11 protein-coding genes are annotated in these 12,456 nt (G+C 69.4%); 9 read left to right on the top strand and 2 right to left on the bottom strand.

Features of this window, described 5'->3' with window-relative positions:
• Positions 1 to 39: 39 nt before the first annotated feature.
• From KLK06_RS28590 to KLK06_RS61680, 4 genes are all read left to right on the top strand, one after another.
• The gene (locus KLK06_RS28590) at positions 40 to 1,116 is read left to right on the top strand and encodes an LLM class flavin-dependent oxidoreductase (RefSeq protein WP_214638999.1); all 1,077 of its coding nucleotides are present in this window, start codon (positions 40 to 42) and stop codon (positions 1,114 to 1,116) included.
• Entirely contained in the window at positions 1,113 to 1,718 is a 606-nt protein-coding gene (locus KLK06_RS28595; protein WP_214638729.1) for an FMN reductase, read from the top strand. The genes KLK06_RS28590 and KLK06_RS28595 overlap by 4 nt, the downstream gene beginning before the upstream one ends.
• A gap of 116 nt (positions 1,719 to 1,834) precedes the next feature.
• Positions 1,835 to 2,596: a chitosanase gene (locus tag KLK06_RS28600; RefSeq protein WP_214638730.1), complete on the top strand. Its 762-nt coding sequence runs from the start codon at positions 1,835 to 1,837 to the stop codon at positions 2,594 to 2,596.
• Between the two features lie 36 nt (positions 2,597 to 2,632).
• Positions 2,633 to 3,706: an SDR family NAD(P)-dependent oxidoreductase gene (locus KLK06_RS61680; RefSeq protein WP_214638731.1), complete on the top strand. Its 1,074-nt coding sequence runs from the start codon at positions 2,633 to 2,635 to the stop codon at positions 3,704 to 3,706.
• 163 nt (positions 3,707 to 3,869) lie between these two features.
• Here KLK06_RS61680 and KLK06_RS28610 read toward each other — a convergent pair whose 3' ends face one another.
• Positions 3,870 to 6,176, bottom strand: coding sequence for a glycogen debranching N-terminal domain-containing protein (locus KLK06_RS28610; protein WP_308168488.1), 2,307 nt, complete (start codon positions 6,174 to 6,176; stop codon positions 3,870 to 3,872).
• A gap of 122 nt (positions 6,177 to 6,298) precedes the next feature.
• Between KLK06_RS28610 and KLK06_RS28615 the strand changes: the two genes are divergently transcribed.
• The 4 genes from KLK06_RS28615 to KLK06_RS28630 are packed head-to-tail and all read left to right on the top strand — an operon-like array spanning position 6,299 to position 10,338.
• Entirely contained in the window at positions 6,299 to 7,264 is a 966-nt protein-coding gene (locus KLK06_RS28615) for a LacI family DNA-binding transcriptional regulator (RefSeq protein ID WP_214638733.1), read from the top strand.
• An 11-nt stretch (positions 7,265 to 7,275) separates the two neighbouring features.
• The gene (locus KLK06_RS28620) at positions 7,276 to 8,502 is read left to right on the top strand and encodes an extracellular solute-binding protein (protein ID WP_214638734.1); all 1,227 of its coding nucleotides are present in this window, start codon (positions 7,276 to 7,278) and stop codon (positions 8,500 to 8,502) included.
• Positions 8,502 to 9,506, top strand: coding sequence for a carbohydrate ABC transporter permease (locus tag KLK06_RS28625; RefSeq protein WP_214638735.1), 1,005 nt, complete (start codon positions 8,502 to 8,504; stop codon positions 9,504 to 9,506). Before KLK06_RS28620 ends, KLK06_RS28625 begins: the two co-directional genes overlap by 1 nt.
• A gap of 1 nt (position 9,507) precedes the next feature.
• Positions 9,508 to 10,338 (top strand): carbohydrate ABC transporter permease, encoded by an 831-nt coding sequence (locus KLK06_RS28630; RefSeq protein WP_214638736.1) that lies wholly within the window; start codon positions 9,508 to 9,510, stop codon positions 10,336 to 10,338.
• A gap of 386 nt (positions 10,339 to 10,724) precedes the next feature.
• Here the strand turns inward: KLK06_RS28630 and KLK06_RS28635 are convergent, their stop codons facing one another.
• Positions 10,725 to 11,627 (bottom strand): aminoglycoside phosphotransferase family protein, encoded by a 903-nt coding sequence (locus KLK06_RS28635; protein WP_214638737.1) that lies wholly within the window; start codon positions 11,625 to 11,627, stop codon positions 10,725 to 10,727.
• A 407-nt stretch (positions 11,628 to 12,034) separates the two neighbouring features.
• Between KLK06_RS28635 and KLK06_RS61685 the strand changes: the two genes are divergently transcribed.
• Positions 12,035 to 12,166, top strand: a complete 132-nt coding sequence (locus KLK06_RS61685) for a hypothetical protein (protein ID WP_284735151.1) — start codon at positions 12,035 to 12,037, stop codon at positions 12,164 to 12,166.
• The last annotated feature ends 290 nt before the right edge of the window (positions 12,167 to 12,456 follow it).

Consider the following 12,456-nt stretch of genomic DNA (forward strand, 5'->3'; position numbering starts at 1 on the left):
TGGTTGTTGAATTTTCAATAGTAAGGGGCGGTGAGCGATATGCAGTTCGGGATCTTCAGTGTGGGCGACGTGACCATGGACCCCACCACCGGCAGGACGCCGACGGAGCATGAGCGGATCAAGGCGATGGTGGCCATCGCGCTCAAGGCCGAGGAGGTCGGGCTGGACGTGTTCGCGACCGGCGAGCATCACAACCCGCCGTTCGTGCCGTCGTCGCCGACCACCATGCTCGGCTACATCGCGGCCAGGACCGAGCGGCTCACGCTGTCCACGGCCACGACGCTGATCACGACCAACGACCCGGTCAAGATCGCTGAGGACTTCGCGATGCTGCAGCACCTGGCCGACGGCCGGGTCGACCTGATGCTGGGCCGGGGCAACACCGGGCCCGTGTACCCGTGGTTCGGGCAGGACATCCGGCAGGGCATCCCGCTGGCCGTCGAGAACTACGCGCTGCTTCACCGGCTCTGGCGCGAGGACGTCGTCGACTGGGAGGGCCGTTTCCGTACGCCGCTGCAGGGCTTCACCTCCACGCCGCGGCCGTTGAACGGGGTGCCGCCCTTCGTGTGGCACGGCTCGATCCGCAGCCCGGAGATCGCCGAGCAGGCCGCCTACTACGGTGACGGGTTCTTCGCCAACAACATCTTCTGGCCGAAGGACCACTTCATCCGGCTGATCACCCTCTACCGCCAGCGGTACGCCCATTACGGGCACGGCACGCCCGAGCAGGCCATCGTGGGGCTCGGCGGCCAGGTGTTCATGCGGAAGAACTCGCAGGACGCGGTACGCGAGTTCCGCCCGTACTTCGACAACGCGCCCGTGTACGGACACGGCCCGTCGCTGGAGGAGTTCGCCGAGGAGACGCCGCTCACGGTGGGCAGCCCGCAGCAGGTCATCGACAAGACGCTGACGTTCCGGGAGTCGTTCGGCGACTACCAGCGGCAGCTTTTCCTGATGGACCACGCGGGGTTGCCGCTGAAGACGGTCCTGGAGCAGCTCGACATCCTCGGGGAGGAGGTCGTGCCGGTGCTGCGGCGGGAGTTCGCCGCGAACCGGCCGGCCGACGTCCCCGATAGCCCCGTCCACACCACCCGCGTCGCTGAGGTGAGTTCATGAAGCTCGTCGTCGTAACGGCTGGTCTGACCCAGCCGTCGTCCACCCGCCTGCTCGCCGATCGCCTGACCGAGGCGACCGTCCGTCGGCTTGACGACCCCGCGCCCGAGGTGCGGGTGATCGAACTGCGCGACCTCGCCGTCGACATCGCGAACAACTTCGTCACCGGCTTCCCCGGCGCCCGGCTGCGCGAGGCGATCGAGGCGCTGACGGAGGCCGACGGCCTGATCGCGGTCACCCCCGTCTTCAGCGCGTCCTACAGCGGCCTGTTCAAGTCGTTCTTCGACGTCCTGGACCCCACTGCGCTGGCGGGCAAGCCGGCGCTCATCGCGGCGACCGGCGGGACGGCGCGGCACTCGCTGGCGTTGGAGCACGCGTTGCGCCCGCTGTTCGCGTACCTGCGGGCCGTCGTGGCGCCGACCGCCGTCTACGCGGCGTCGGAGGACTGGGGCGGCGGTGGTGACGAGTTCACGGACGGCCTGGCGGAGCGGATCGACCGCGCCGCGGCCGAGCTGGCCGACCTGATGCGCAGCCGTACCCCGGCCAGAGAGCCGATCGAGCCGGTCGTCCCCTTCGAACAGCAACTCGCCGCACTACGGCGGTAAGGGGCCCAAATTTCACAACATAGGTCCCACAAGATGACTCCTGTGAGTATGGTTCGTTAGGAATCTTTCCTAACGAAGAGCAGGAGATCGCGTTGCTCCGAACCACTCTCGTCGCCATGGTCACCTTAGCCACCACTCTCGCACTCACGGGCACCAGCCAGGCCGCGGTCGACCTCACCGACCCGCACAAGAAGGACATCGCCATGCAGCTGGTGTCCAGTGCCGAGAACTCCTCGCTCGACTGGAAGGCCCAGTACGGCTACATCGAGGACATCGACGACGGCCGCGGCTACACGGCCGGAATCATCGGCTTCTGCTCCGGCACCAGCGACATGCTGGCACTCGTCGAGCTCTACACCACCCGCAAGCCCGGCAACGTCCTGGCCAAATACCTGCCCGCGCTCCGCAAGGTCAACGGCAGCGACTCGCACACGGGCCTCGACCCGAACTTCACCAAGGACTGGAAGACCGCCGCCAAGGACACCGCCTTCCAGACGGCGCAGAACGACGAGCGCGACCGCGTGTACTTCAACCCGTCGGTCAAGCAGGCCAAGACGGACGGACTGCGGGCGCTGGGCCAGTTCATCTACTACGACGCGATGGTCATGCACGGCCCCGGCAGCGACAAGCTCAGCTTCGGCGGCATCAGGAAGACCGCGCTGTCCAAGGCCAAGACCCCCGCGCAGGGCGGCAACGAGACGACGTACCTCAACGCGTTCCTGGACGCCCGCAAGGCCGCGATGAAGGCCGAGGAGGCGCACGAGGACACCACCCGCGTCGACACTGAGCAGCGCGTCTTCCTCAAGAACGGCAACCTCGACCTGAACCCGCCGCTGACCTGGAAGGTGTACGGCGACAGCTACACGATCAAGTCCTAATAGACGGACGACCGGCGCCTCTGCCACTCTCTGACCATGACCCACGCTGGGACGGTCTTATTGACGGGGGCGACGGGTGGCATCGGCTCGGCCATCGCCAGGGCGCTGCTGGAGGCGGGCTACCAGGTCTTGGCCCTGGTCCGCGACCCCTCCCACCTCGGCTCCCTTGCCGCGAACGCGGGGCCGGGCGCCATGGACGAGCTCGCCGGCTCGGGCGGGCCCGGTGCCATGGATGCGATCGTCGGCCTGGGGGAGATCACCCCGATGGCGGCGAACCTCCCCTGGCCGGACATGATGACCGCAACCGCCCTGCCCACCGACGTCACCCCCACGGGTGGCACCTCCGCCGACGTCACCCCCACCGGTGTCAAATCTGCTGGTGCCACCTCCGCTGGTGTCGCCTCTGCTGGTGTCACCCGCGCTGGTGGCACGCCTGGCACCGCGACCCCCACGGCCACCGCCACCACCGGCGTCATCCCCGCCGATATTCCCGCCAGTGACATCCCCGGCGGCGCCACCCGCGCCGGCGTCACCCCTGGGGGCGTCCCCTTTGGGAGCGTCACCCCCGCCGGTGTCATCGTCATCGTGGCGGATCTGGCTCGGCCGGAAACGCTGGCCGCGGCATTGCCGGCCATCGGGGAGCTGGACGCGTTCGTCCACTGCGCGGGGATCGCCGAGGTCGTGCCAACCGCCGACAGCTCGGTGGAACTGTGGCGCGACACGTTCAACGTCAACGTCGCCTCGGCCGCCGAACTCCTGCGCCTCCTCCTGCCCGCCCTGCGCACGCGCCGCGGCCGGGTGGTCCTCATCAACGCCGCCCCCGGCTTGAGCCCCAGAGGCTGGCCCGCCTACGCGGCCAGCAAGGCGGCCCTGCGCGAGCTGGGCGACGCCGTACGGGACGAGGAATGCCGGCACGGCATCCGGGTCACCACGATCTACCCAGGCGGCACGGCCACCGAGCTCTTACGCAAGGTCAGGGCCGATTTCGGCTCGCCGTACGACCCGGACCAGTGCCTCCGCCCGTCCACGATCGCCTCGCTGGTACTGACCGCCCTCACCACCTCACCGGACGCCCACCTCACAGAACTCTCCGTCGGCTCCGCCGACTGACTGATCACCGCAGAGACCCTCAACTCCGGGCGCACGGCCCATCCGCCACATTGACGGGGCAGGCCACGAGTGCGGGGGGTACGGCCCGTCCATCGCCGCCTCGACCGGCGGGCCCATCAGCCCGCCGCGTACGGCCCGTCCGCCACCTCGGCCGGCGGGCCCATCAGCCCAGAGCGTGCGGGCCGTCCGCCACCTCGACCAACAGACCAGGTGGGAGGCCCGTTATCTCGGCCCTGCCTGAGCGGTCGATCGACACCGTGACGTCGGCGCCCGCCACTCTCAGGCCACGCACCGTGACCGCGCCGAGCGGGGCTCCCGCGAGTGGACGCAGCAGCACCTTGCCGCCGGGTACGTCCGGGTACAGGCCCACGGCCGCGTGCAGCAGTGTCACGGCGGCGGCGGCCGACCACGCCTGGGGGCGGCAGGCCGCCGGGTAGGCCACCGGGCGGCCGACCGCGTCCCGGTCGTCGCCGGCGTGGAGTTCGGGCAGGCGGTAGTCGAAGCCCTCCGCCACCGCCAGCAGGCCCTGCGCCAGGTCCGCCGCCAGCCGCCCATGACCCGTCCTGGCCAGGCCGACGAGGACGATGGCGGTGTCGTGCGACCAGACGGACCCGCAGTGGTAGGACAGCGGGCTGAACGCGCCGTCATCGGCCGACATCGTCCGAAGCCCGAAGGCACCGGACATCGCCGGGGCGCCGAGCAGCTCCGCCACCCTCGCCTCCTCCCCCGGCGACAGCAGCCCCGTGCCGAGCAGGTGGCCGATGTTGCTGGTCAGCGAGTCGACCGGCCGCTTGTCGCGATCGAGAGCCAGCGCGGGATAGCCGCCCTCGCGACCGGCGACCGACGCGGGACGGCCGTGCAAACCGCTGACGACCGACGCGGACCGGCCGCTCCCCCTGTCTGTGGCCGACGCGGGGTGGGTGACCCAGAAGCGGGCGCGGAAGCGGTCGGCCATCGTGTCCGCGTAGTCCAGCCACCGCTCAGCCCCCTTGCGGCCGAACGCCGTCAGTAGCGCGGCCCCCTGGTGGGCGGCGGCGCAGGCGTACCCCTGGACCTCTGCCAGTGCGATGGGCGGTTCGGCCTGGCGGCCGTCGTGAAAGCGGACGGCGTCGCCTGAGTCTTTCCACCCCTGGTTGGCGAGGCCGTGGCCGGTCAGGTCGATGTACTCCAGGAAGCCGTCGCCATCCGGGTCCGCGTGGTCGCCGAGCCAGCCGAGCGCCGCCTCCAGGGCCGGGAGCAGAGGTTCGACCTGGGCGGCGGGCATGCCCCAGCGCCAGGCGTCGTACAGCAGGCCGATCCAGAGCGGGGTGGCGTCGATGGTGCCGTAGTAGGCGGCGGGCAGCCGCAGCCCGCCGCCGCTGTGTTCGTGGCGGCGGAGCTCGTGCATGATCTTGCCGGGCGCCTCGCCGGTGGCCGGGTCGACGCGGGTGCCCTGCCGTCTGGCCAGTACGCGGAGGGTGCTCGCCGCCAGGTCGGTGCCCAGAGGCAGCAGCATCCTGGCGGCCCAGAGACTGTCGCGCCCGAACAGCGTCAGGAACCACGGCACCCCCGCGCCCAGGAACGTATCCCCCGGCTCCCCGGTCTCGGCCAGCCTGAGGGAGCGCAGGTCTTCGAGCGAGCGCGCCGCCAGCCGTACGAGCCGGGTGTCGTCGGCCGTCACCTCGGGGACGCTCCACTCCAGCGGTTTGGACGGCGTGGTGACCACCGCGTCCGGGTCGTCGATCACGGCGGCCCATCGCAGCGTGACGCGCTCGCCGGGCGCGAGCGAGATCTCCCACCGCAGCCGCCCACCGGCGGCACGGGAAGAACCACCATCCCCGCACGAACCGCCATCCCCGCACGAACCGCCGCCCCGGTGCGGGTCGCCGTCCCCAAGGGAGCCGTCGTCTCCCAGCGGGCCGTCTCCCAGCGGGCCGTGCCCCTCGGGGTGCGGCTCCACCGTCGCGTTCTCGCCGGTCACTCGCACCCGGATGCGGCCGGAGCGCCACTCCAGGGCCTCGCCGTCAGCGGACGGGACGAGCGAGGCGGCGGCCGGGGAGGCGGTGCCGCCGGACTTCACCAGCTCGATCGGGGCGAAGTCGCAGCTCAGGTCCACTGTGACGGTGGCCGTCACGGGGCGGGTCGCGGTCGAGGCGATCTCGATGAGCTCCGCCATCCGCCCGGGGGCGACCTCGCGGGTACGGTCGACGCGGACCGTGGGGTCCGCGATCGGATCGCCCAGCCGGCGGACCAGCGACACGAACCTGGTACGGCCCGCGGCCTGCGCGGCGTGCCCCACGGCCTCCGGTTCCCAGCCGTCCACGGCCAGCGTGACCTGGGACAATGCCCGCGCGTCCGCATGGAACAGACCCTGCACCCCGGCCGCCCTGATCTGCCCGTCGGTGCCGCTCAGCGCGGTCGTCGGTGCCAGGACGGTGCTGACGAGGTCGTGCAGCAGCGGCTGCAGGCGGTGCGTGGCTTGGTCGAGCACAAGCGGCCCCCAAATCTTGACAGGCGAATCGTCCAAGGGAGATAGTGCGTAACACTCCGTTTACTTGAACGATCCAATCCTGCCATACAGCGATTTGAACGTTCAAACCATTAGAAAGCGACATGATGCCAGAAAAGGTGACGATCGCCGACGTCGCGCGGCGGGCCAGCGTCTCCCGGCAGACCGTCTCGAACGTACTGAACTCCCCCGACCTCGTCCGCGAAGAGACCCGCGAACGCGTACGGCAGGCGGTCGAAGAGCTCGGCTACCGGGTGAACCAGGCGGCCCGGCGCATGCGGACCGGCCGGTCGCGGCTGCTGGCCATACGGATCGAGCAGACCCAGGATGGCATGAACGTGTTCGACCGGTTCCTGCACGGGCTGACCGAGTCGGCGGCCCAGGCGGGGTATCGGGTGATTCTTTACACGGCCGACGACGACCGGTCGGAGATCGCCACGTTCGACGACCTGCTGGGGGCGTACGAACCGGATGCGTTTGTGCTGACCAGCACGCATCACGGCGATGTGCGCACCTCGTGGCTGGCTGAGCGGGAGCTGGCGTTCGTCACGTTCGGGCGGCCGTGGGGCATGCCGGAGGGCGGCGTCCATCCGTGGGTGGACGTGGACGGCGCGGCGGGGACGGCCGCCGCCACTCGGCATCTGCTCGGCGCGGGTCACCGGCGGATCGGGTTCATCGGCTGGCCCGAGGGCTCCGGCGTCGGTGACGACCGTAGGAGCGGATGGGCTCGGGCGCTCGAAGACACGGGCGCGCTGGAGCGGCGGACCGACGGGTCGGCGGCCGAGGGTGAGGCGGCGGCGAGGGAGCTGATCGCGGCCGGCGCCACCGCCCTGGTGTGCGTGAGCGACTCGGTCGCCCTGGGCGCGTTGCAGGCCGGGCCGGTGCCCGTGATCGGGTTCGACGACACGCCCGTGGCGGCCGCGATCGGCCTGACCAGCCTGAGCCAGCCGTTGTCGGACGCCGCCGCGCGCTGCGTCCGCGTTCTGACCCGGCTCCTCGAAGACGACAGCCCGGACAAGCCGGATCACGTCCTGCTTGAGCCCTCCCTGGTCATCCGGCGTACAGCGTGAAAGGAAGCGCGATGAAACACCTCCCCCTGGCGGCGTTGGCCGTACTGGCGATGGCCGCGACCGCGTGCGGCAGCGGCTTCGAGGACAAGCCGGCGGCCGCGCCGCAGAGCAGCGGCCCCGCCTCGCTGCGGATTCTCATCGCCTCCTCCGGCGACCCGGAGACGGCCGCGGTCAAGCAGGCCGCGGACGCGTGGGCGAAGGCGAGTGGCAACCAGGCCACGGTCACCCCGGCGCAGGACATCCACCAGCAGCTCGGCCAGGCGTTCGCGGGCGGCACCCCGCCCGACGTCTTCTACGTGGACGCCTCGCGGTTCGCCGACTACGCCAGCGTCGGCGCGCTGGAGCCGTACGGGGACAAGATCTCGAACCCGGACGACTTCTACCCGAGCCTGCGCACCACGTTCACCCGGGACGGCACGTTCTACTGCGCGCCGAAGGACTTCTCCACGCTGGCGCTGATCGTCAACGACGGACTGTGGAAGAAGGCGGGCCTGGCGGCGTCCGACGTGCCGACCACCTGGGAACAGCTCACCGCCGTGGCCGGCAAGCTCAAGGCCAAGGGCATCACCCCGCTGGCGATCGGCGACACCCGCGACCGGATCGGCGCGTTCATGGTCCAGGCGGGCGGCTGGATCACCAGCGCCGACGGCAAACAGGCCACCGGTGACAGCCCCGAGAACCTCAAGGCCCTCGAGTACGTCAAGACGCTGCTCAAGGACAAGCTGGCCGAGTACCCCAAGCAGCTCGGCGCATCGTGGGCCGGTGAGGCGTTCGGCAAGGGCAAGGCCGCGATGACGATCGAGGGCAACTGGATCAAGGGCGCGCTGAAGGCCGACTATCCGGACATCAAGTACACGGCCCACCCGCTGCCCGCCGGGGCCAAGCAGGGCACGCTGTCGTTCACGAACTGCTGGGGCATCGCCGCCAAGAGCACCAACAAGACCGCGGCGATCGCCTTCGTCGAGGCGATGACCAAGGCCGACCAGCAGCTGACGTTCGCCAAGGCGTTCGGGGTGATGCCGTCGCGGCAGTCGGCCAAGGACGCCTACGTCAAGGAGTTCCCCACGGACACGGCGTTCGTGGACGGCGCCGCCTACGCCCAGGGCCCGGTGAACGCCGCCAAGATGGACAGCGTCCTGGCCGACTTCGACGCGGGGCTCCAGCAGCTCACCACGCAGGACCCGAAGGCGCTGCTGGCCAGGCTGCAGAAGAACACGCAGTCCGCACTGGGCGACTGATGCGCCGCAGCCGCGTGAGGGACGACGTGACGGGGTGGCTGTTCGTCGCGCCGGTCGTGGTGATCCTCGGGGTGTTCCTGCTGCTGCCGATCCTGATGGCGATGTGGGTCAGCCTCACCTCGTGGAACGGCCAGGGCAGCCCGTTCAAGAGCGGCGTGCCGTTCGTCGGGCTGGACAACTACGGCCGGCTGTTCACCCGCGACGACCTGGCCCGCGAGAACTTCATGATCAGCATCCGGAACAACGCCTACTACGTGGCGATCGTCGTACCACTGCAGACGGCGCTGGCGCTCGGCCTGGCCCTGATCGTGAACAGCCGCCTGCTCAAGGGCAAGTCGTTCTTCAGGAGCGCGTTCTACTTCCCGTCGGTCACCAGCTCGGTGGCGGTCAGCGTGGTGTTCCTGTTCATCTTCAGCAACTCGGGGGCGCTCACGCAGTTGCTCGGCTTCTTCGGCATTCAGGGGCCGCAGTGGTTCTCCGACGCCCGAGGGGTCATCCATCTGCTGCTCGGCATGGACACGCCCCCGGCGGCGCTGGCCGGGGCGGGGCCGTTCGGGCTGTCGTGGTGGGAGTGGCTGTCGGGGCCGAGCGTGGCGATGTGCGCGATCATCGCGCTGGTCGTGTGGACGACGTCGGGGACGTTCATGCTGATGTTCCTGGCGGCGTTGCAGGACATCCCGGTGACGCTGGAGGAGGCGGCCGTGCTCGACGGGGCCGGGCGGTGGCAGCGGTTCCGGTATGTGACGCTGCCGATGCTCAGGCCGACGATGTTCCTGGTGCTGACGCTCGGGCTGATCGGGACCTGGCAGGTGTTCGACCAGATCTACGTCATGAGCCAGGGCGCTCCGGCCAAGACCACGCTGACCCCGGCGTTCCTGTCGTATCGGACGGCGTTCCGGGACTTCGACTATGGGGCGGGGACGGCGATCTCGTTCGTGCTGTTCCTCATCATCGTGCTGCTGACGCTGTTCCAGCGCCGGGTGATGCGGGAGAGGAGGGGCTGAGGTGCGCAAGCTCGCGAGCGTCTTCACCGGCTACGCGATCCTGATCTTCTTCGCGCTGGTGTTCATCTACCCGTTCGTCATCCAGATCGCGAACTCGTTCAAGACCGAGCCGGACGCCGCCGCCTCCCCACTCTCGCCCATCCCGCACCCGGGGACGCTGGCGGGGTTCGAGCGGGTGTTCAGCGGCACCGACCTGCCGGTGTGGCTGGGCAACTCGCTGCTGGTGACGGTCGTGGTGACGGTCGGGCGGGTGTTCCTCGACTCGCTGGCCGGGTACGCGCTGTCCAGGCTGCGGTTCCGGGGGCGGTCGGCGCTGTTCGGGGCGGTCATCGCGGTGATGGCCGTGCCAGGCGTCGTCCTCTTTATCCCGAAATTTCTGGTCCTCAACCAGTTGGGGATGTATGACAGCTATCTGGCGTTGATCCTGCCGGTGATCGTGGACGCGGCGGGCGTGTTCATTATGAAGCAGTTCTTCGACTCGATCCCGGCAGGGGTGGAGGAGGCTGCGCGGATCGACGGCGCGGGCGCGTTCCGCACGTTCTGGTCGGTGGTGCTGCCGATGGCCCGACCGGCGCTGATCACGCTGACGATCATCTCGTTCCAGGGGACGTGGAACGAGTTCCCCCACACGCTGGTGGCCGTCCAGGACCCGGCCCTGTTCACGCTGCCCCGGGGGCTGGCCGACCTGGTCAGCGGGTCGCTGGGGGGCGGCACGCAGTACCCGCTCAAGCTGGGGGCGGCGCTGCTGGCGACGATTCCGGTGGCGGTGATTTTCGTGATCTTCCAGCGCAGATTCGTCCGCGGCGCCAACGAGGGCAGCGACAAGGGCTAACCGACAACAACCACCTTTTTCTTTTCTTGTACGGCACAGCCACCCCCACCGCCACCCACTGCACAGGGCTCAGGGCCTCCAGGAACACGGCCGCTGAACCCGCACAGGGCCGGGCGCCGTTACGCGCGCACGGGCACCATCTGGGTGGTCATTCGTCAGTTGATCGGACGGCAAGCATGATCACCGTCGCGGCTGCTGCTGACAGCAGCCCCTGATCTATCCTGGCCACCCTCACATCCCCTCAATGCCAGGCGCCATTGGCGAGTTCGACGTTCTCGCGCGAAGGCTGGCTCGGCGAGGTTGAAGGACTCCGGGTCAGCCTGGCCGGCGCCGAGGAGAAGCTCCGCCGGCTCGATCGGGGCCACGGGCAGCATACGAAGTGTGCATCAAACGCCCTGCAGAACACGATCAAGTGCCGCCCGGCCTGCAGGTCCCCAGTTTGGCTTGCCGCCGGGAAGGCCCCGATCTCCGTTTTGCCCCATGAGCATCAGGAAGAGGCTCTTCATAGCGGCCAGCCCGCGGGCGCGCCTGATCGTTGCCTCGTCCGCGTGCGCGTACGCGTCGAAGAACCGTGCGCCCGCGCCCGCGGGGAGCAGCACCCATGCGGCGCCGAGGTCCCACGCGGGATCGCCGGCGAACAAGGCACCGAAATCGATCACGCCCGAGAGCGTCCCGTCCGAGACGACGACATTCGCAGGATGGAGGTCACCGTGCACCCACATCGGCGGGCCCTCCCACTCGGGGGCCGCGACGGCATCGTCCCAGACGGCCCGGACGGCGCGGACATCGCCGACGGCGTCGGGGTCAATGGCCTGCAAGAACTGCTCGAAGCCGCCCGTGCACCTCTTGGGGTGAGCGCCGAGGTCCGAACTGGCCGGGGCCTCGGCGGGCGCCTCCACATGGAGCGCCCTGAGGAAGCCCGCCAGCGTGTCGGCCGCGTGGGCGCCGCGGCTGATCGAGCCGTGGTCCAGCGGCACGCCGGGAACCCACGTCATCACGGTCCAGTGCTTGGGGAAGCGCTCGGACGGTTCGCCGAACCGCACAGGGGTCGGCACCGGGAGCGGCAGGCGCGGGGCCAGCACGGGTAGCCACCGCCGCTCCTTGAGCTGGAGCTCCGGGGTGGGGTCCATGCGCTGCATGCGCACGACCAACTCGTCCCCGAGGCGCCACATTTGGTTGCCCCAACCGCCCACCACCTCGCGGATGGCCAGCCCTGCAAGGTCTGGATGTTGCTCCTGCAGCAGGTCGCGGACCAGGTCTGCGGTGATCTCGATCTCAGTGTCGGTCATGCGAAGTCACAGTACTGAGGCGGCAGGCGGAGCGGCTCTCGCTGTCATTCCTCTGGCATCACCAATTCGGCTTCAGAGAGCGCCAGATCAGAGGCTTTGGGACGGAACGGCCCATAGTTCAGAGAAGCTGGTATTAGGTGCTCACTTCTACGGCCGGACCCCAAACAGCAAGGACGCCTGGAAGAAATCCGGGACAACCTCATCGCCCGCATCGCCGAAGCCGAACGCGAGGGCTGGCTCGGCGAAATCGAGGGCCTCCGGGTCAGCCTGGCCGCCGCCGAAACCAAGCTCGCCCAGCTCGACGAGCGGACCCGCCGCGCGACCACGATCAACCTCGGTATGCCGGCCTTCCCGGACATTGTCGGCCGCACCGCAAGCCTTCCCGACGCCCGCCCAGGAGCCCCATCATGACCACGCTGGAACGGATAACTCGGCGCGCCGTCGTCGAGAAACTGGGGTTCGGAGACAACGTCACCCTGCTCGACGTGGCGACCGGCCCCCCAGTCACCACTCGCCGTAACCCAAAGGGCGAGTGGTGACTGGGCCGGCGGCACGGCTCGCTGAAACTATGGCATGCCGTGGAGGAAGCGATTTCGACCCGCGCGCGGGTTCCCCTCACCAATCAGACTTCAGGGGCTCACCGTGACACACGAGGAACAACGGTGATGGCTCAGTGCCCCGGAGGGACCTTCCTGGAATCTGCCTGCCTAGCGATGGGCGTGCGGTTGGGAGTACTGACCACTCAGGACGCTGCCCAGAAGTACCAGCCCTGGTCATCAAAGCAGGGATGGGTCTGTGTCCCACCTGCCTGCACACCGTTCCTCCAGTA

The organism is Nonomuraea sp. NEAU-A123, from assembly GCF_018603905.1.
Lineage (GTDB): Bacteria > Actinomycetota > Actinomycetes > Streptosporangiales > Streptosporangiaceae > Nonomuraea.

What these genes read in the sequence shown, in the direction of transcription:
- KLK06_RS28590 (WP_214638999.1), top strand. Translation starts at nt 40, where the DNA reads ATGCAGTTCGGGATCTTCAGTGTGGGCGACGTGACCATGGACCCCACC.
- KLK06_RS28595 (WP_214638729.1), top strand. Translation starts at nt 1,113, where the DNA reads ATGAAGCTCGTCGTCGTAACGGCTGGTCTGACCCAGCCGTCGTCCACC.
- KLK06_RS28600 (WP_214638730.1), top strand. Translation starts at nt 1,835, where the DNA reads ATGGTCACCTTAGCCACCACTCTCGCACTCACGGGCACCAGCCAGGCC.
- KLK06_RS61680 (WP_214638731.1), top strand. Translation starts at nt 2,633, where the DNA reads ATGACCCACGCTGGGACGGTCTTATTGACGGGGGCGACGGGTGGCATC.
- KLK06_RS28615 (WP_214638733.1), top strand. Translation starts at nt 6,299, where the DNA reads ATGATGCCAGAAAAGGTGACGATCGCCGACGTCGCGCGGCGGGCCAGC.
- KLK06_RS28620 (WP_214638734.1), top strand. Translation starts at nt 7,276, where the DNA reads ATGAAACACCTCCCCCTGGCGGCGTTGGCCGTACTGGCGATGGCCGCG.
- KLK06_RS28625 (WP_214638735.1), top strand. Translation starts at nt 8,502, where the DNA reads ATGCGCCGCAGCCGCGTGAGGGACGACGTGACGGGGTGGCTGTTCGTC.
- KLK06_RS28635 (WP_214638737.1), bottom strand. Translation starts at nt 11,627, where the DNA reads ATGACCGACACTGAGATCGAGATCACCGCAGACCTGGTCCGCGACCTG.
- KLK06_RS61685 (WP_284735151.1), top strand. Translation starts at nt 12,035, where the DNA reads ATGACCACGCTGGAACGGATAACTCGGCGCGCCGTCGTCGAGAAACTG.